The following is a 20,018-nucleotide window of genomic DNA, read 5'->3' as shown; positions in this document are numbered from 1 at the left end:
AAATTATCTGGGATTTTTTTAAAAAATGTAGGTCCTGATGACAATTTAGTTGTTTTTGAAAAAAAGCAATTTATTGAAGCTGTCTAAATACGAATTCAACTAAGGTTTTTTACCTTTGCACATGGATTTTACACCCGAAATAAAAGAAAAGCTTAACCTTTTGCAGGAAAAGTATACTGCAATGGGGCAGGATATGGCTTCTTATCTGGATGGCTTATTGTATGCAGACTTTTTAACCTATTGGGATTATATACATTTAGACACCCTTTTAAGTTTACAAAGTCCAAAAACTCCTTTTCCTGATGAGGAGATTTTTATCATGTATCATCAGATTACGGAGCTTTACTTTAAGCTAACTTTACATGAGTGCAAGCAAATTGCAGAGCATGAAAATTTAACAGTTGAATTTTTTACCACGCGCATTAAAAGAATTAATGCATATTTCAATGCCTTAACTTCGTCTTTTGAGGTGATGGTAGATGGAATGGACAAAGACCAGTTCTTAAAGTTTCGCATGTCGCTTTTGCCAGCTAGTGGCTTTCAATCGGGGCAGTATCGCATGATTGAAATTAGTGCGACCGATTTTAACTGTTTGGTTGATAAAAGTAAACGCAGTGAATTAAAGGGAGCCAGCATAGAGGAACAATTTGAACATATTTATTGGAAGTTTGGTGCTACAGAATTAGCTTCAGGAAAACAAACATTAACCTTAAAGCAATTTATTCGTAAATACGCAGCGCAATTCTTGCAATTAGCAAAAGACAGAATTGATACTAATTTTACCGCTTTGTATCATAAACTGGAAGGCCAAGGACATGATGTTTCGGTGCTAGCCGATGAATTACGTAAACTGGATTTATTTGTAAATGTGGAATGGCCATTGTCGCATTACAAGTCAGCAGTACGTTATTTAGAGAAAGATCCGGTAGATATCGCAGCAACGGGCGGAACAAATTGGCAAAAATATTTACCTCCCCGTTTTCAAAAGAGAATTTTTTATCCATTCTTGTGGACAGAGGAACAAATGGAAGAATGGGGAAAAGGATGGGTACTTAGTGTACTCAAGACATTCAAAAACAAGGATTAAAACTGAAAAAAGCTCATATTGTATGAGCTTTTTTAGTATTTTTGCTTTTAATAAAGTGCCCGTTGAAAATTAGTCAATTAGATTTTCAATAAGCCTTAAAATGAATAATTATGACCGAGACATTAGAGATTAAAATCACGAAAGCAAATGCAAGCCGTTTGACTGTAACTGATTTTTCGGAATTACCTTTTGGAAAAGTATTTACCGATCACATGTTTACCGCCGATTTTGAAGACGGTGAATGGAAAAATTTGCAAATTTTACCTTATGGTCCAATTTTAACAAGTCCAGCAATTTCAGCATTGCATTATGGACAAGCTATTTTTGAAGGATTAAAGGCCTATCGTCAACCAGATGGGAAAATAAGTGTCTTTCGCGCGAATAAAAACTTCGAGCGTTTTAATAAATCTGCTGCCAGAATGTCGATGGCAACTATTCCTGAAGAGATTTTTATGCAAGGTTTAGCTGCTCTAATTAATATTGATGAAAAATGGGTGCCATCTCAAGATGATTATGCTTTGTATATTCGTCCGGTTATGTATGCAACTGATCCTTATTTGGGCGTAAAAGCTTCGGATAGCTATAAATTTGTATTGCTAACCACCCCAACGGGTCCTTATTATAGCAAAGCTTTAAAAGTTAAAATTGAGACGGAATATACCCGTGCAGATGAAGGTGGTGTAGGTTTTGCTAAAACTGCAGGTAATTATGCGCGTTCTTTGTTCCCTTTTGAGGAGGCAAGAAAAGAAGGCTTCGACCAATTAATTTGGACAGATGCGGTGAGTCATGAATTTATTGAAGAAGCTGGTACAGCGAACTTAATTTTTGTAATTAACGGTAAATTGGTTACTCCATCGGTTCGTAATACCGTATTGGACGGCGTTACACGCGATACCATTATCCAATTAGCAAAAAGTGAAGGTGTGGAAGTGGAAGAAAGAAGGGTGTCTATTAAGGAAGTAATCGAAGGCATTGAAAACGGAACGTTAACCGAGGCTTTTGCTGCAGGAACGGCTGCAACCGTAACGCATATTGGTGAAATTGGATACCAAGGTAAGTTGTATACGTTAACAGATCCTTCAACACGAAATATTTCAAATGGAATTGCAAAGAAATTGAATGATATCCGCTATGGATTGGCTGAAGATACCTTTGGCTGGAATTCTATCGTTTAAGCAATATTGATCTTTAATAAAAAAGCGTCTTTCCTAGCGGGAAGACGCTTTTTTGATTTGACGCAAAATAAAATCAAAAGAGAGAGCGGGCTATTTTAGTAAGCTCCTATATAACGGTGCCCAGTTCCGTTTGTCAATTTGGCTCCTTTTGTTAAGGTTCCGGTTTTCCAATTATAAACAAATACGTTTCCAGCTAAACTTACCGGTGTTAAAGGAACATAAACGTAATCGCCTTGAACCGCAATGCTTTGGTGTTGGTCGAAATTTAATTGCGATTCATACTCAGTAGCAATTTTAGTTGCTGTTTTGGTATTTAAATCTATCAAAGCAAGATATCCGCCTTGTTTATCAATATCATAAAGTACAAAACCTTTGTTGTTTCCAAGGTATTTCCAAGCTTTAATTCCTGCTACACCCGTAACGTTTAAAGCTTTGCTTAAATCAAACAGGTACGTGTTGTCGTAATCGTTCGTGTTTTTATCAATTCGTAAAATGTGCGGATAGCCTGTTGTATTTACACCAGTGGCTTGATACACATTATCGTCATCGCCAATGTATTGAATCATGTTACGGTATCCGTTGTTACCATACTTACTTTGTGTAGACCAAATTAACTTTGGATTTTTTAATGTTGGGTAATCCAATACAATTGTAACCGTTCCAGCAATGTTAGCTGCATCACTAGGCCATGATATCACACCACTTGTAGCATTTTGAGTAGGTGTGCCTGAAGGGTTTACTTTAGAAATATTGCATCCAATATAAACTTTATTCTTTGCTTTATTGATAATTGGCACATCAATACGGCCAATTGAATAACCTGCCGCTAACTGTTCTGGGGTAAAAGGAACTTGAAAAGAAGCGGTGTTTAAAATACTAGGATTGTCGAGGTTTAGTGAGGCTACAGCCGCAGTAGATACGATGCTACCAAAGTTTACTGCTGGAAATGTTCCTGTAAATTTTGTTTCGGTAGAAATGCTCACGCCAATGCCAACGTCTTCTGCCGATTTTACCCAACGCGGTGAGGTTCCTAAAATGATTGCGGTATTCACCTCTGAACCTTCTTTTACAAATTTATTCTCACCGTTTACTTTGAATTTTTGGAAAATACCACCATCTGTTCCGGTGTACTGAATGTCGTATAAGTATTTTCCATCAGCTGATGCTTGTACACGAGAGGTACGCGGCGACTCTAATTTTAAAGCTTTTCCAGCTGGAAAGATATCAAGTTCGAATGAAGGGTTTATTGCTTGTTCGTGTGTAATGGCGTAAGCCAAGGTTCCACCATTTCCATCTCCATCATTGGTTTGCTTTAACGCAGCTGTAAGTGTAATCCATCGGGTGTCACTCTCAGAAGGGTCAACAACAGGAGTTGTTGGTGAATCTTTTGTGCAGCTACCCAACGCTAACGAGGCAAGCGCAAGACCAAAAATGGCAGTTTTAAATACATTGTTTTTCATATATCATTAATTTTAATTCGTTGCTATTTTAAAAATTTCCCAATGTGTAATTGAGTTTTAAGTAAATCCCACGGCCAGGCTTTTGAACCCCAAAATTGTCATATAAGGCGGTGTTTAATACGTTTTTTACATCTAAACTGGCGATAAGTTTGTTCTTTGGAAACCGATAACTTAAGCCTAAATCGTGCGAAAGTTGTGCTGGGGTTAAACTTCCTTCTGAAGGATACCAGGCAATATCATAGGCGGCCACATATCCTAAGTTGTAATAAAAGTTCGTGCTTGATTGACGTTGTAAAAAGTTGTTTAGGCGGTATTGAATGTTTGCATTAATTGTGAAAAAAGGTTCGTTTGGTATTTGACGATTGTAACGTTCATCACTCATCCCGTTTTCATCGCTTTCGCGTTTGTAAAGCGCATTAAACTTTGAGAAATTTAAGGAGGTATTTAATTTATTGTTGAAAACATAGATAATTTCTGCTTCCACTCCTCTTGATTGCGTTCTGCCTAAATTGATGAAGGATGTTGCTTGTATGTCTAAGTCAGAATCCGTAACCACGCTGTCTACGGTTTGACGTGTAATTTTGTCGTATCCGTTACGCCAAAAAGCATTGGCATAGAAAGAGAACTTGTGCTTGCCATTGGTTAGATTACCAAGTCGGAAACCTAGGTTGTAATTGATGTTTTGTTCAGGGCGTAAAGTGGGATTGGCTAAAATATTGATCGCTGGATTACCATACATTTGCTCCTCAGTAGGCATAATGTAACTGTTTTCCATGGAGGCAATTAGAACCCATTTGGGATGGATGGAATAGGATACGGTTGCTCCGTAACCAATATTGTCGTTAAAAGTATTTGTTATTTGCGTATTTAATTGATAGCTGCCATCTGGCTTATAGCTTGGGTTCGGGTTTGTTTGTTGGGTGTTGTTGGCTGTATATTTTAACATAATGTTTGTTAACAACTTGCCTTTGAAGGTTTGCGCTTCGTAATTGGTTGATACAATGTTTTTGGTTAGTTGTGTCAAAATAATAAGATCCTTATTTACCGGCCTAAGCAAGTTGGTATCGTCTCTATCGGTTCGTTCAATTTTGTGATTGATAGATATTTTATGATTCGGAGCAAGGGTATATGCTAGATTGGTGCGTGCGTTGAGTATTTTGCGATCCACTTGGCTAATGGTGGGTATTCCTTGTTGTGCTCCGGTAGGCGACTGGATTATTTTAGGTGATTCGCCTGCTTGTATCATGTAATCGGTATATAGAATAACGGGGTTTCCATCCCAATTATAGCGTGTTTTTACCGTGTCTTGTAGATAAGTGCTACGGTTGCTGTACACAGCGTTAACATTTAAAGCCAATCCTTTAGCTATAAAATTGCGTTTCGTATAATTTAAGCTAAAAACATTGGCGTTAAATTCTGTAAAACGCCCTACATAAGGTTGTGCAGTTGTTGTGCCGTGAGGTATTTCATTATAGGTGTCTGAGATGTTGTAACCCAAAAAAAATTGATCTGCCCATTTTGTATCGGTAAAACCCAATTCAAAACGCCCACCAATTGATTTATAAGTATTGTTGAACCTTTTTGCTCTAAAGTCACGAATTAGTATGCCATTTCGATCGGTATATTTTGCGAATTTCCCCCACATTTCATAGCTGTTATCCGTATAGGTATAAAAACCAGATCCCCTAAATGAAAGGCCTGTCTTCTTTTCGCGTAAGGTTAGACTCGCGTCGGCGTTATACGTATTAAAAGACCCGTATGAAATTGCTGCGGTAGCGTTATTTCGCGCTACATCTTTCTTAAGTACCACATTGATAGCGCCACCAACATAATCTCCTGTAAGGTGTGAGGGCAAAACTCCTTTGTAAACTTCTATGCGCTCTATCATAGATGGCGGAATGTTATTCAAATTAAAAGAAGATCCGTAAGTAGATACTTCAATTCCATCCAAGAATATCCCAATGGTACTGCCTGACATTCCGTTTAAGTTGTATTCAATTGGTGCTCCTAAACCCCCATTTTGACGAACTCTTACCCCAACCGCTCGATTCAGCAATTCATTTGTGGTTAGGTTTCGGGTGGAAGCTTCTTTCGTGTCAATGACAGCAACGGCAAATCCTGAGGTTTCCATTTTTCTTTTTTCATTTTTGCCGTTAATCATTACGTCATTTAATTCTTTGTGGCCTGCAGGAGCTGCTTGAATATTGAGAAAGTTTTGTTCCTTACTTATATGCGCTTCAACTTTTTTCGATTTAATTTCAATCGATCTAATTTCCAATGCGTACTTCCCATAGGGGATGTTTTTGAGCGAGTAGTAACCGTTGGCATCTGTAGCTGTTTTTCTATTTAGTTGTTTTAGTTCAACCGCTACTCCAACAAGCGGCTCGTGGTTCGTTGTGCTTACCTTTCCAGAAATACTACCTGTTTGTGCCTTTGCTAGTGAGTTAAAAAAAATGATCAAGAATAATGTGGCAAATAAATATTTCATCGAAGGCCGCTGTACTGTTATTATTAAAAATTCTAATACTTTTATTCGTAATTAGTCTAAATAAAAGTATTTTGCGACAAAAATATATAATTGCATTTTTTGATATATGACCGATTCCGAAATTTTACTGACGCAAAAAGAAATTTTAATTAAAGACGATACTATTTTTGAAATCAATGAATTCGGCGTTGCTGGTACTGTTTTTCAACAACATATTTGTTTTTCCACGTATGCTATTCAAGAATATTCGGGTGATAAGTTAAAACAAATTACCATTTCAAATAATAAAAGAGGAGTTCTGTTACACTTTTGCAAACAAGGGAAGAGTAGGTTAAGGCTAGCCTCTCAGGATAGTAGTTTTCAAATTGTGGCTGGAGAATACAATGTTTTTGCGTTGAATAACGGCCAAACAATTCTTACTCTTGGCAAGTCTAACTGTTCTGTTTTACATATTTATCTCAGCGACGATTTCTTTTCAATGAATACGCCAGAGGCCTATACATTTACTACGCTTAAAATGCGTACTTATGGAAGATTATCTAAGAAAAATCTCTGTATTCTGCGCGATATGAAAGCTCTTCTACTGGAAATGACACATTGCGATTTAAACAATGATTTGAAGAAGTTTTACACAAAGGCAAAAATTATCGAATTACTATGTCTTCAGATTGCTCAAGTTCAACAAGAAAAACAATCAAGTTTGTCTGGTTTAACGGAGGTTGAGATTGAAAAAATGAGAACGGTAAAAATGTTGATTGAGACCAATTTAAGCGAGAATCAAACTATTTCATCATTAGCTAAAGCGGTTAGTACGAATGAGCAATATTTGAAAAAGCATTTCAAGCAAGTCTATGGCAACACGATATTGAGGCATGCGATAGCATGTAAAATGGAAAAAGCCAAAAAACTGATTTTATCCAATAGATATAGGATTGCTGAAGTAGCTGAAAAAGTGGGATATAAATACGCCACTCATTTTACCAATGCATTCAAAAAATATTTTGGCTATGTGCCACAAGATTTAAAAACCTTCTTTATTGGAAGTTTTTATATGGGCTTAGAATTTGATATTTTGGAACTATTGGTTGTTGCTTAAAACTTATTTTTCTAAAATAACTACTCCTTTGGCTTCAAAAGTTATTTCTTTTTTCGGCTTTGTTATTTTGGCAATTTCTGCTTCCGATTTATGCGCATCTTCCGCGTAATGTTGCAAATCGTCTACTGATGTAATTTCTTTTGTGGCGATGCCGTCTAGCACAACTTTTTTCCCAACAATATCCATTGGCATGAAAAAGGCATAATCTTTAAAGGTAACACGCATCGGTTCAGCACCAGGAACCTCTAAGGTCATCCAACACCCTTTCTTTTTGCAAACGTCGAGCACTTTGCCTTCAATCTTTAAATCACCTTTTTTGTTTTCACCTAATGCGCTCTCAATTTTTGAGGTAGTAAGCACATTCCCTGGATGAATGACTTCGCCAAATTTTTGACCTTTAAATTCGTCTTGTCCAAATGCAATACCAGCAATTAAGCAGAAGCTTAGGGATAAAATTAATTTTCTCATGTCTTTATTTCGAAGGGTTTTAAATGTTGAATACTCAAATTTAATTAATATTTATGACTAATAAGTAAGCCTTTGATCATTTGGTAATGAGCGCAATGAAAATTAACTATTTGTATTCAACTAGCTGTCAACCTAGATTCTAGAGAAAGCGTTTGGTTGCAGGTTTCATTAGGAGATTGTATGCAGGAATACCTGGGATTAAATCCTTTTCAATTGGTTATGGATCTTAATTTAACAAAAAAATCCTCGCTAGCTCTCACTAACGAGGAAAATCATCCCTATTGTCATTTATCACATCCCATGATAGATAACATAATACTTTAGGCAAACTGCAGACCATATTCTTTTTTTGTTAAATTTTATTTTTATTTCGCTTAAAATCAGTTTGTTGTGTATTTTTTAGTGGTGATTTATAGTGTTTGTCAAGCGTATTTTGGGTAATTTTTTCGTCACAATGGGATTTTTTGTTGAAAAAAATTCTCGTTTTTTAAAATATACTTTCATATTTGTTATGGCTAATGAGGAAGATCATCCCGATCCCTTGCGTGAATTATTGGTTTTTGCTTATGTTAATTGGCTAGAGGTGGCCATGTAAACTGAGCTGTTGCTGAAAAGATAGCACAAAAAAAATCCTCGCTAGCTCTCACTAACGAGGAAAATCATCCCTATTGTCATATATCACATCCCATGATAGATAACATAATATGTTAGGCAAACAGTGCGCCGTTTTGTTTTTTATTGCGTCTTAGTTTGTAATGCGTTAGTGGTCAGTTATTTAGGTTTTATGCGTAAGTTATTATCCCTAAAGTTTGAATAAATTGTGGGTAATTTTTTCATCAAAATAGGGTGTTTTGTTGATAAGTGTTCCCTATGATGAAATTGAGTTTTCGTTTTTGCAATGATTGCTGAGGAGGATTATCCCAATCTTTAAAGTGATTTATTGTTTGTTACCTCATTTAAAGAAGTTGAATGCTCGGTTTGGTTAGATGAGTTGTTAAAAATGAGCACAAAAAAATCCTCGCTAGCTCTCACTAACGAGGAAAATCATCCCTATTGTCATGTATCACATCCCATGATAGATAACATAATACCTTAGGCAAAGCTGAGTCCAAGTTTTGGGTTTTACGCCGTTATTGTTTAATTATCTTATAATCAACTATTTATGATTATTTTTTCTTTTTATTGATAATTGTTTGTGTGTGTAAAATGAGTATTTTGATTCTCGGTTTGGGGTTTTGTGCGGAAGATTATCCCCTTTTATCCAAAAATTAAGCTGAACACTTCTTCAATTTTGCTAACAGCTACAATTTCTAGTTGATACTTTTCTATTGATAAACCTTTCAAATTGTATTTTGAAATATAAATGGTTTCGAATCCTAATTTATCTGCTTCTGCAATGCGTTGTTCAATACGGTTAACAGCTCTAATTTCTCCTGAAAGACCAACCTCTGCTGCGAAACAATTTTTAGATGAAACGGGAATGTCTTGATGGGAAGAAATAATGGAAATAAGTACAGCCAAATCAATTGCTGGATCTTCTACGCGTATGCCGCCCGCAATGTTTAGAAAAACATCTTGCGCGCTTAAGCGAAAACCACATCGTTTTTCTAATACGGCCAAAAGCATATTCATACGTTTTGTATCAAACCCAGTGGCCGATCGTTGTGGCGTTCCATAAGCTGCTGTACTAACCAGGGCTTGAGTTTCAATGAGCATCGGTCGTGCTCCTTCTAGCATGGCGGCTATGGCAATGCCGGTTAGTTCCTCATCGCGTTGCGACAATAAGATTTCGGAAGGGTTTGAAACTTCGCGCAGTCCACTGCCCTGCATTTCGTAAATTCCTAGCTCCGCTGCGGCTCCAAATCTATTTTTAATCGAGCGTAAAATTCGGTAAATATGGTGTCTATCGCCTTCAAACTGCAAAACGGTATCCACCATGTGTTCTAAAATTTTTGGACCGGCAATCGCACCATCTTTGGTAATGTGGCCAATCAAAAACACAGGCGTTCCCGTTTCTTTCGCAAAACGCAAGAGTTCGGCGGTGCATTCCCGCACTTGCGATACACTTCCCGGAGTGGAATCAATGTGTGCAGAGTGCAAGGTTTGAATAGAATCGACCACTAAAATTTCGGGTTCAAGACTTTCTATTTGCTTAAAAATATTTTGTGTAGAAGTTTCTGTTAAAATATAGCAATCGTTCGATGGTCTTTCCCTAATCCGTTCGGCACGCATTTTTATTTGCTGCTCACTTTCTTCGCCCGATACGTATAGGACTTTTTTCCCTTGTAAATTCAAGGCCAATTGCAACATCAAGGTCGATTTACCAATGCCCGGTTCCCCGCCAATTAGCACCATCGAACCTTCCACCAATCCACCACCTAAAACACGGTCCAGCTCCTTGTCGCCTGTAAAAATCCTACGTTCCGTAGAGGCTTGTATATCATCAACTTTGTTCGGTTTGCTTAATTTTCGCGTGCCCGTATCGCTCTTCCAAGTAGGAACCGAAGTAGGCGTTTTTTCGATAATTTCTTCTACAAAGGTGTTCCATTGATTACACGAAGGGCATTTCCCGAGCCATTTTGCTGATTCATGTCCGCAACTTTGACAGAAATAAGCAGTTTTTGATTTAGCCAATTGATTTTGAATTTAGAGTACGAATTTAACCTTTCCTTAACGAAAACGGTTTATAATTTTTTGCACAAAATGGAAGAGTCTTATTTTTTATGAGGTAACAAAAAAGCCCTGAAAAATCAGGGCTTTAAGTTATTTTATTTCTTCGTATTCTACGAAATCGCCAAGTTTATCCGTTTTATTTTGTGACGGTTTTGGCGGCATATAATCAATTGATATGGAACCTTCGGGCTTTGATCTTCTTTGAGATTGTTGGTTGCCTCCTTGTTGTTGCATCTTATTTACCACATTGGCGAAAAGCATTGGAAGTACGGCACGAATCAATAACCTGATCAACCATAAAACCATAATTGCAATGAAAATAAACTTTATTAATCCCCCCATTTTTTATTAAGTGTTTTACAAATATAGACGAAATGAGCCTTTTTTTGTTACTTTTTGGGCGTTTAATTGCATTTTCATTACAATTAATCTTCTTGAACAATTTCCGTTACGCGACCAATTTGTCCATCTTCTAGCCTAACTTTTATACCTCTAGAATGGAACGAAGCAGAGGTAAGCAAGTTTTTTACCACACCGTAAGTAACGTTGCCATTGCGTTGATCTTTTTTGAGGATAATTCCTACTTCAAGGCCGGGATAAATGTCTTTTCTGTTCTGTCCGTTCATGTATATTCGTTTTATGTTATGGCAATTTTGTAAAATCAATTACAGGTTGCTTTCCACTTGCTGGGCGATAAAAAATTGTTCCAGGTTTGGTAAAAGTATTGAAAAATCCACCATCTTTCATAAAAAATGAACCATTATCTACACCTCCAGCATAATCCATTCGGTATCCTTTTGCTCCGGTTTCATCGGTTGTAAAGCGAGCTCTTGTTAATTCCATCCAGTTACCTTTATCATCACAAATCCATTGGTTGTTGTATAATCCCTTTCTAGATTTATCACCTTGTTCTGGCGAGAAGTTTTCTAAGAATGAGTGAAAACGTTTTAAATATGTTTTTGTTAAAGGTCTTTTAAAGCTTGCAATTAATTGCCACGATTTGTTTTCTGGCGAAAAAAAGTATGCCGTATACGTTGTTGTGCTATCTGTATCAGGTTTTCCATGCAATAAAAATTTGTATGTGTTTCCGGCTTTCCAAGTATACTTTAAAAAGCTTTGTCCACCAGAGCCTTCTCCGCCAAAGTCTTTTGCATTTACATTTTCTCCTTTTTTAAGCAGCTTAATTTTGTGCGAATCAGGTATACTTTTAGGGTCATTCGTTGTAAAGGGACTCCACACCGAAAAAAGGACACGGCGTTCGGTAGGGCTGTTTACTTGCATGCCAAAATAACCTTCGCCAAAGCCGCAGGCCATAAAATACGAACCTATTTTATCTTCGTTGGTTGGCACTGTTATCTCTGTATAAAACCATTCGGCATTGACAGTATTGGGTTGCAAATAATTTAGATGCACGGATGGGCCTCTGCGTCCCCAATGGAAGAAATTGCCTTCGTTATTTGGTACGAAGGCGGTTTTGCTATCGATGGCTGTTCCACTGATTTTTAAGCTTTTAAATGAAGGGAAATAATTACTTGATTTTTTAATTCCTTTTATGGTTAAACAAACGTAACCCGTATCTTTTATATTCCATTCACCAATAGCTTGATTGTATTCTTTCGTTTCGGTTAAGGTAATTTTTGTTCCTTTTTGAAGGATACTAAAGCTTATGGTTGACTCGCCTTCTACGATGGGTTTGTCATCGAACGCGATGTTGATGGTTCCCGGTTTTGCTATTCTAAAGTAGGCTGAAATACTTTCGCTAGCATCTGTCCAATTGCGAATACCGTTATTGGTAATAATGCGTGGTGCATTTTCCAAAATTGATTTCGAACTGTAAAAATTGCCACCAACAGGCAAAGAAATTGTATTTTGTGCATTTGTGGTGATGCCAAAATAAAGTGTCCCCACAATCAGGAGGAAGCTGCGTTTCAAGAGATTCATACAATAAGGATATTTAAAGCAATATTAGCCATAAAATTTATAAAATGAATATATAAATCAGGGCTATTGATGGCTATTTGCTAAATTTTTCCTTGAAAATCTTTTCTAAGGCAAACATTTCGTCGCGGAGCTTGGCTGCGGTTAAAAAGTCCATTTCTTTAGCGGCTTTTTGCATGTCTTTTTTAGCGGTATCAATCGCTCTTTGTAACTCGGCTTTGCCCATGTATTGAACGATAGGGTCTGCGGCGATGCTTATTTCTGCATTTTCTATATATGCTCTGGCTAGGTTGTCGCTTGCTTTTTGTGAGAAATCAAGGACAGCGGTTTGTTCCAGAATTGCTTCACGTGATTTTCCAACCGTTCTTGGGGTAATACCGTGTTCTTCGTTGTAGGCAATTTGTAGTGCTCTCCGGCGGTTGGTTTCCGAAATCGTTTTGTCCATGCTGTCGGTCATGCCATCTGCGTACATAATTACACGGCCACGGTCGTTTCGCGCAGCTCTACCAATGGTTTGAATGAGCGATTTTTCTGAGCGCAAGAAACCTTCTTTGTCCGCATCTAAAATGGCAACTAAGGTTACTTCAGGTAAATCTAATCCTTCGCGAAGGAGGTTAATCCCCACTAAAACATCAAATTCACCTAAACGTAAACCGCGTAAAATCTCTACACGTTCTAAGGTTTTAATCTCGGAGTGGATGTAACGGGTTTTAATGTTTAGGCGGTCAAGATATTTGGTGAGCTCTTCTGCCATGCGTTTGGTTAAAGTGGTTACCAAAACGCGTCCTCCTTCTTTAATGGTTAAATCAATTTCATCTAGCAAGTCATCAACCTGATTAATTGCAGGTCTAACTTCGATAATGGGGTCGAGTAATCCGGTAGGGCGAATCACTTGTTCAACCACTACTCCTTCCGATTTTTGCAATTCGTAATCGGCGGGCGTGGCGCTTACGTAAATGGTTTGAGGGGCCAACGCTTCAAATTCGGTGAAATTTAAAGGTCTGTTATCCAGCGCAGCGGGTAAGCGAAATCCATATTCGACCAAGGATAATTTTCGCGATCGATCGCCTCCATACATGGCTCTGATTTGCGGTACGGTTACATGGCTTTCGTCGATAACCATCAAATAGTCGTCGGGAAAATAATCGAGTAAACAGAAGGGGCGTGCTCCTGGTTGCCGTCCATCAAAAAAGCGCGAGTAATTTTCAATTCCTGAGCAGTAGCCCAATTCTTTCATCATTTCGATATCAAAATTGGTTCGCTCTTCTAGGCGTTTTGCTTCAACAATATGGCCATCGCCTATTAATTGGTTTTTTCTTGCTTCTAGTTCCTCTTGTATTCCCCAAATGGATTCATTGAAACGATCTTTAGGGGTTACAAATAGGTTTGCAGGATAAATAGATATGTCATCTAATTTTTCAATTGTTTTTGCTGAAACGGGATCAATAACCGAAAGTTCTTCAATGTCATCGCCGAAGAACGAAATTCTGTAGGCATTGTCCAGATAGGCTGGGAATATATCTACCGTATCGCCTTTAACTCGAAAGGTTCCGCGTTTAAAATCGGTGGTGGTACGCGAGTATAAAATTTCTACTAGGCTATGTAAAAAAGCATTTCGCGAAATTCGAAGGCCCACTGCAATACGAAATACCATTCTTGAAAAATCTTCGGGATTTCCCATACCATAAATGCAGGAAATAGAAGATACCACAATGATATCGCGACGGCCACTCATTAAAGAGGAGGTGGTGCGGAGGCGCAGTTTTTCTATTTCTTCATTGATACTTAAATCTTTCTCAATGTATGTATTGCTGGAGGCGATAAAAGCTTCGGGCTGGTAATAATCGTAATAAGACACGAAATAGTTAACCGAATTTTCGGGGAAAAACTGCTTAAATTCACCATAAAGTTGCGCCGCTAAGGTTTTATTATGGCTTAAAATTAAGGTTGGTTTCTGTGTTTGCTCGATAATATTGGCAACAGTAAAGGTTTTGCCAGATCCGGTAACTCCTAAAAGTGTTTGATAATGTTCGTTTGAATTTACGCCTTCAACCAATTGTTTAATGGCACCTGGTTGGTCTCCTGTGGGTTGATATTCGGATGTGAGTTTGAATTTCATGGGTAAAATCAAATATACTCTTTTCGCATGAAAGATGAAAAAATGTCTGTTGAAACTATTTAATTGGGTATAAAAAATGCCGCAGAAGCGAGGGGTTTAAAACGAAAACCCTCATCGATTCGGAAAAAGATGAGGGTTTCGATGAGGTATGTGGCCGTTATTTTCCTCCGGCTTTTTGCATCGGGTTTGTTCCAACAGATTGGCCGCGTACAGCGCCACTTACTTTGGTTTTGAAAACAGCAAATTTGCTTTGTGGAGCATTTCCACCCCATGTATTGTTAGCGGTGTTAATATCAGCTGTTTCACGTAAAGGATCAATTAGAATAGATGCTACTTCTTTGTCTTTTGCGTAAAATTTAGCTGTTTTTTGTTCGTTATGTCTCCAGATTTGCGCCGGAATGCGGTCGATTTCTTTTGTGCCATCGGTATAAGTAAATTCAACAATGATAGGCATTACCAAGCCGCCTTTGTTACTAAAGTTAAGTTCATAGAAAAACTTGCCTGCGTACTTTTGCTGCTCGCTGCTAGGCATGGCTTCACCAGGAAATGGAACTTCCAATTTTGATTGCCCTGTTGTGTCGATGGTTATTAAACCTCTGTCGTATTTGTAATAAAAATCTTGGGCTGCTGGTGTTTTATCGACATAAAAGTTGATTTTTTTATCTTCTTTATTTCTGATTTTTGAAATGTCTTCAAAGGCATTTACCAAAGGTTTATCAATTTTAACCATTCTGATATTTCCTTTTGGTGCATTGGGGAAAGTAGCTTTGGCAAACTTCACACTATCCAATGCAATATCGCAAGGGTCTGTTCCATAAAACCAGCCTCTCCAAAACCAGTCTAAATCTTCGCCACTGGCATCTTCCATAGTTCGGAAAAGATCGGCAGGTTCTGGGTGTTTAAATGCCCATCTTCTTGAATATTCTTTAAAAGCATAATCAAATAATTCTCTTCCCATGATGGTTTCGCGCAGAATGTTTAATCCAGTTGCCGGTTTTGAGTAGGCATTTGGTCCAAATCGGGCAATGTTTTCTGAATTTGTCATGATGGGTTCAAGTTCGTTTTTAGGCAACTTCATGTAGTCGACAATAGTGTAGGCAGGCCCTTTTTTACTTGGGAATTTATTGTCCCATAATTCTTCTGTTAGGTATTCCACAAACGAGTTTAAGCCTTCATCCATCCAGGTCCATTGGCGTTCGTCGCTGTTGATGATCATCGGAAAGAAGTTGTGACCTACTTCGTGGATAATTACACCTAACATTCCATTTTTAGTGCTTTCGCTGTAGGTTCCGTCAGCATCGGTACGGCCATAATTAAAGCAAATCATGGGATATTCCATTCCGTTTGCTGCTTCAATGCTTTGTGCTACGGGGTATGGATAAGGAATGGTGAAATCTGAATAGGTTTTAATGGTATGTGCCACTGCGCGTGTAGAGAATTTGCTGTATAAATTATACGCTTCTTTACCGTAAAAACTCATGCACATAACGGTATTGTTATTGGCTTCAATTTTTTGTGGCATGGCATCCCAAACAAATTTGCGCGAAGAAGTCCAGGCGAAATCGCGAACATTGTTTGCTTGGAAAACCCATGTTTTTTGGGAGGTAGCTTTTTTGCTTTCTGCTACTTTTGCTTCGTCAAGGGTTTGAATTTTTACCGGAGCCGTTGCTGTTTTCGCTTTATTGTAGCGGTTTAATTGGGTCGGATTTAACACGGCGCTGTAATTGATACATTCGCCAGTGGCACCTACTAAATGATCAGCAGGAACGGTCATTTGCACTTTAAAATCACCAAAAGTAAGCGCAAATTCACCTCTTCCAGTAAATTGGTGGTTTTGCCATCCTTGAAAATCACTATACACGCATAAACGTGGATACCACTGAGTCATGGTAAATAAGTAATTTCCATCTGCTGGGAAATATTCATATCCTCCACGTCCGCCTATGCTCATGCGATCCGTAATTTTATAATCCCAACTGATGTTTAAGATAAATTTCTGCCCCGATTTAAGCGTTGTAGGAAGATCAACACGCATCATGGTTTTATTGATTACATAATGCAGGTTTTTCCCTGTTTCGTCGGTAAGTTTTGTGATGTTTACCCCTCCTTCACTATTTTTTGAAAGTAATTGATCCACGTTTTTGCTCATCCCAAAATTTGGCATCTGTGTTGCATCTTGATAGTTGGCGTTTTTATCTTTGCTGTGTTCATTTTCATCCAGCTGAAGCCAAATATAAGTAAGTGGATCGGGCGAATTGTTGGTGTAGCTAATGGTTTCTGATCCGGTAAGGAGCAGATTTTTTTCATCCAAGGTACATTTTATATTGTAATCGGCACGTTGCTGCCAATATTTTACTCCTGGAGCTCCGCTTGCTGTGCGTTGTTCATTTGGGGTAGGCAAGATGGTCCCTAATTGTTCAAATTTATTTCCGTGATTGCTTCCCGGGTTGTTTTGAATGTTTTGTGCCAATGTTAAGCCACTAGCTATTAGTAGTATTCCGGTTAGTGTGAATAGTTTGTTCATGTTAGTTAATGGGTATTCGTTCTAAAGCCATTTTTAAAGCCAGGCTAAATACGGCTGCCGATATAAATAGCACCCAATTTGGGCGTTTAATCTTTGTATGATTGAAAAGTAGCCAAGTAATCATCAGGATGATAGCGACCATAAAAACCTGGCCAGCTTCTAACCCAACGTTAAAGCCAAATAGACCCCAGGCTATATTCTGATCACTTGCTAACATCACGCGGATGGAGTTTGCAAAACCCATTCCATGAATTAAACCAAAGCCTAACGCCAAAAAGTAATTTATTTTTAGCGATTTTTGGGTGTAATTTTTTCTAAATAGATTACTAATTGCCGTAAAAACAATCGTGCAAGGAATTAAAAATTCAATCCATTTAGTGTCAAAGCGAATGATATCTAAAGTGCTCAACAATAACGTTGCAGAATGCCCGATGGTAAACGCTGTTACTAAGATAAGCACTTGTTTTATATTTTTATAGCTGTAGATGGCAACCAACGCCAGAATAAAGAGTTGATGGTCAAGTGCGTCAGCGCTAATGATATGTTCCCATCCCAATTTAAAATAAAAAACAAAGTCTTGAAATCCCATTAATTTAATTCGCTTTCTGTATTTTCGAAGCTAAAATTAAAATTTTTATAACTAAAAGAGGAATCTAGATGTTTAATCATCTTCTACATACTAAACTTGTTACCTTATTTTTGCTTTTATTCTTAGGGAATTTGTCTTTTTCTGAAAAACACCCCTTGCATGTGAGTACAACAGAGGTAAATTATAACGAGCGTACAAAATCGCTTGAAATTAGTGCACGTGTTTTTACGGATGATTTTGAAGCCATTCTTGTCAAGCTATATAAGCAGAAAACGGATCTTTTAAATGAACAGTTAAAAGATGAAATGAATGAATTGGTGCGTAAATACATGTTAACACATTTACAAATTAAGATCAATAATAAAGTTACAGCTTTTAAATACATCGGATTTGAAGTAGATCATGAAGCGGTAAATGTTTATTTAGAAGCAGAGAAAGTGCCTACCCCAAAATCATTAAGCATTGCTAGCACCATTCTGTACGATTTGTACAACGATCAAATGAGTATTTTGCATGTAGTCAATAACGGAACCCGTAAAAGTACCAAATTGGTATATCCCGAGAAAGTTTTTGTGGTTAATTTTTAATGCGGGATATCAAACTGCGGTATTAAATTGGTTTTGCAGTAGACGATACTGCTTTTTGATGAATGTAAAATATTCCGTAATTTAAAGTGTTCAAACTTCTTTAGACTGCTTGATTATGATAGTTGATGTAAGTAAAACCAAGTCGATAGCGAATACCTTTGTTGCCGAGCTTCGAGATGAAGAAATTCAGAAAGACAGCATGCGCTTTCGTAAAAATATGGAGCGGCTTGGGGCCTATTTTGCTTATGAAATTAGTAAAACACTTCCCTACAAACCTATTGAAGTAAGCACGCCCTTGGGAATTGCTCAATGCGAGGCTATAGCCCAACAACCAGTTTTGGCAACGGTTTTACGGGCAGGTTTACCGCTTCAACAAGGTCTTCTTTCTGTTTTTGATAAGGCAGACTGTTGTTTCATTGCAGCGTATAGAAAGGTAAAAAAGAACGGTGAATTTGTCATTCAGATGGATTATGTTTCATCTCCCGATTTGGACGGTAAAATTTTAATCATGGCGGATCCCATGTTAGCCACCGGCCAAAGCATGGTCATGTGTTGTAAAGAGTTAATTAATCGGTATAAGATTGCTGAATTACATATTGTGGCGGTTATAGCCAGTACAGAGGGTGTGGCGCATGTAAGGGCAAATTTACCAAAAGCAAAATTATGGTTGGGTGCTATTGATGATGAGATGACAAGTAGGTCGTATATTGTACCTGGTTTGGGCGATGCGGGTGATTTAGCCTATGGGAATAAAATTTAAGCCATAATTTAGACGGTAAATGAATGTTTTATTTGTGTGTAGCAGGAATAAGTGGAGAAGCCTAACCGCAGAAGAGATCTATAAACATTTCCCCCAACATCGTGTGAAATCTGTCGGAACTGCCGAATCGGCAAGAATAAAGCTGAATGAAAAACACTTAATTTGGTCTGACATTGTTTTTGTAATGGAACGAAAGCATAAGCAAATAATTAAAGAGAAATTAGGTCATTCTATAAAGGAAATGACGATCATTGTGCTCGATATTCCGGATATTTACCCTTATATGGATTCGAAATTAATAGAGGTATTGAACGATAAAGTTTCCGGATATTTGTAAGCAAACACCACACATGCATAAACATAAAAAACATATTTTTTTTGATTTGGATCATACTATCTGGGATTTTGATCGCAATGCAGAAGAAACGTTAAGAGAGTTATACATTAGCCATAAATTAGCAGATTTAGGTCTGCAATCATGCGATGATTTTATTTCGAGATATACCGAAAACAATCATCAACTGTGGATGGAGTATCATTTAGGTAAAATTACCAAAGATTTTTTACGCGCCGAGCGTTTTCATAAAACGTTCGTTCAATTGGGCTTATCTCCAGAGGTTATTCCACAAGCGTTTGAACATGATTACGTGTTAATCTCGCCGACAAAAACCAATTTATTTGATGGAGCCGAAAAAGTTTTAGCTTATCTGCAAACAAAATATACGCTGCATATCATTTCAAATGGTTTTAAAGAACCTACTCAAACTAAAATGCAGGTTTCAAATTTGAATCCGTATTTTACCAATGTGATAATTTCGGAAAATGTTGGTGTAAATAAACCCAATCCTGCGATTTTTGAATACGCTTTAACCCAAGCAAAGGCGAATAAAGAAGAATCTATCATGATAGGCGATAGCTTGGAAGCGGATATTTATGGTGCTTTAAATTTTGGAATGGATGCTATTTTCTTTAATCCTTTAGAGAAAGAAAAACCACTCGATGTAGACAAACAAATTAAACATTTAGAAGAATTGTTGCATTTGTTTTAAAACTA

At 37.6% G+C, this 20,018-nt stretch carries 17 protein-coding genes; 7 read left to right on the top strand and 10 right to left on the bottom strand.

Annotation, left to right across the window (positions count from 1 at the left end):
• The first annotated feature begins 121 nt into the window (after positions 1 to 121).
• On the top strand, positions 122 to 1,087 hold the full coding sequence (locus tag ACJVDK_RS12225; protein ID WP_443936944.1) for a tryptophan 2,3-dioxygenase family protein: 966 nt from the start codon (positions 122 to 124) through the stop codon (positions 1,085 to 1,087).
• A 110-nt stretch (positions 1,088 to 1,197) separates the two neighbouring features.
• A complete protein-coding gene (locus ACJVDK_RS12220) occupies positions 1,198 to 2,262 on the top strand; it encodes a branched-chain amino acid aminotransferase (RefSeq protein WP_443936943.1) in 1,065 nt (354 codons plus the stop codon).
• A 95-nt stretch (positions 2,263 to 2,357) separates the two neighbouring features.
• Here the strand turns inward: ACJVDK_RS12220 and ACJVDK_RS12215 are convergent, their stop codons facing one another.
• On the bottom strand, positions 2,358 to 3,722 hold the full coding sequence (locus ACJVDK_RS12215; protein ID WP_443936942.1) for a hypothetical protein: 1,365 nt from the start codon (positions 3,720 to 3,722) through the stop codon (positions 2,358 to 2,360).
• 28 nt (positions 3,723 to 3,750) lie between these two features.
• Positions 3,751 to 6,210: a TonB-dependent receptor gene (locus ACJVDK_RS12210; protein ID WP_443936941.1), complete on the bottom strand. Its 2,460-nt coding sequence runs from the start codon at positions 6,208 to 6,210 to the stop codon at positions 3,751 to 3,753.
• 106 nt (positions 6,211 to 6,316) lie between these two features.
• Here ACJVDK_RS12210 and ACJVDK_RS12205 point away from each other — a divergent pair, with 106 nt between their 5' ends.
• Positions 6,317 to 7,306 (top strand): helix-turn-helix domain-containing protein, encoded by a 990-nt coding sequence (locus ACJVDK_RS12205; RefSeq protein ID WP_443936940.1) that lies wholly within the window; start codon positions 6,317 to 6,319, stop codon positions 7,304 to 7,306.
• 3 nt (positions 7,307 to 7,309) lie between these two features.
• Here ACJVDK_RS12205 and ACJVDK_RS12200 read toward each other — a convergent pair whose 3' ends face one another.
• The 8 genes from ACJVDK_RS12200 to ACJVDK_RS12165 form a co-directional block, all read right to left on the bottom strand.
• A complete protein-coding gene (locus ACJVDK_RS12200) occupies positions 7,310 to 7,774 on the bottom strand; it encodes a DUF4920 domain-containing protein (RefSeq protein ID WP_443936939.1) in 465 nt (154 codons plus the stop codon).
• Between the two features lie 1,257 nt (positions 7,775 to 9,031).
• The gene (gene radA / locus ACJVDK_RS12195) at positions 9,032 to 10,408 is read right to left on the bottom strand and encodes a DNA repair protein RadA (RefSeq protein WP_443936938.1); all 1,377 of its coding nucleotides are present in this window, start codon (positions 10,406 to 10,408) and stop codon (positions 9,032 to 9,034) included.
• A 129-nt stretch (positions 10,409 to 10,537) separates the two neighbouring features.
• The gene (locus ACJVDK_RS12190; RefSeq protein WP_443936937.1) at positions 10,538 to 10,789 is read right to left on the bottom strand and encodes a DUF4834 family protein; all 252 of its coding nucleotides are present in this window, start codon (positions 10,787 to 10,789) and stop codon (positions 10,538 to 10,540) included.
• Between the two features lie 83 nt (positions 10,790 to 10,872).
• Positions 10,873 to 11,073, bottom strand: coding sequence for a YwbE family protein (locus ACJVDK_RS12185; protein WP_443936936.1), 201 nt, complete (start codon positions 11,071 to 11,073; stop codon positions 10,873 to 10,875).
• A 16-nt stretch (positions 11,074 to 11,089) separates the two neighbouring features.
• Positions 11,090 to 12,388 carry a DUF3472 domain-containing protein gene (locus ACJVDK_RS12180; protein WP_443936935.1) on the bottom strand — a complete coding sequence of 433 codons (1,299 nt, stop codon included), beginning with the start codon at positions 12,386 to 12,388 and terminating at the stop codon, positions 11,090 to 11,092.
• A 73-nt stretch (positions 12,389 to 12,461) separates the two neighbouring features.
• Positions 12,462 to 14,504 carry an excinuclease ABC subunit UvrB gene (gene uvrB / locus ACJVDK_RS12175; RefSeq protein WP_443936934.1) on the bottom strand — a complete coding sequence of 681 codons (2,043 nt, stop codon included), beginning with the start codon at positions 14,502 to 14,504 and terminating at the stop codon, positions 12,462 to 12,464.
• Between the two features lie 157 nt (positions 14,505 to 14,661).
• Positions 14,662 to 17,028 carry a M1 family metallopeptidase gene (locus ACJVDK_RS12170; protein WP_443936933.1) on the bottom strand — a complete coding sequence of 789 codons (2,367 nt, stop codon included), beginning with the start codon at positions 17,026 to 17,028 and terminating at the stop codon, positions 14,662 to 14,664.
• A gap of 1 nt (position 17,029) precedes the next feature.
• A complete protein-coding gene (locus tag ACJVDK_RS12165; protein ID WP_443936932.1) occupies positions 17,030 to 17,617 on the bottom strand; it encodes a HupE/UreJ family protein in 588 nt (195 codons plus the stop codon).
• A 110-nt stretch (positions 17,618 to 17,727) separates the two neighbouring features.
• Between ACJVDK_RS12165 and ACJVDK_RS12160 the strand changes: the two genes are divergently transcribed.
• From ACJVDK_RS12160 to ACJVDK_RS12145, 4 genes are all read left to right on the top strand, one after another.
• Positions 17,728 to 18,204 carry a DUF6702 family protein gene (locus tag ACJVDK_RS12160; protein ID WP_443936931.1) on the top strand — a complete coding sequence of 159 codons (477 nt, stop codon included), beginning with the start codon at positions 17,728 to 17,730 and terminating at the stop codon, positions 18,202 to 18,204.
• Positions 18,205 to 18,319: 115 nt separating this feature from the next.
• Complete coding sequence (gene upp, locus ACJVDK_RS12155) at positions 18,320 to 18,964, top strand: uracil phosphoribosyltransferase (RefSeq protein ID WP_443936930.1); 645 nt, start codon at positions 18,320 to 18,322, stop codon at positions 18,962 to 18,964.
• 19 nt (positions 18,965 to 18,983) lie between these two features.
• On the top strand, positions 18,984 to 19,301 hold the full coding sequence (locus tag ACJVDK_RS12150) for a low molecular weight protein tyrosine phosphatase family protein (protein WP_443936929.1): 318 nt from the start codon (positions 18,984 to 18,986) through the stop codon (positions 19,299 to 19,301).
• Between the two features lie 13 nt (positions 19,302 to 19,314).
• Entirely contained in the window at positions 19,315 to 20,013 is a 699-nt protein-coding gene (locus ACJVDK_RS12145) for a YjjG family noncanonical pyrimidine nucleotidase (protein ID WP_443936928.1), read from the top strand.
• Positions 20,014 to 20,018 lie beyond the last annotated feature (5 nt).

It is taken from the genome of Pedobacter paludisoli, from assembly GCF_052344095.1.
In the GTDB taxonomy this organism is placed as follows: Bacteria; Bacteroidota; Bacteroidia; order Sphingobacteriales; family Sphingobacteriaceae; genus Pedobacter.
This window is presented reverse-complemented; position numbering and strand designations above follow the sequence as displayed.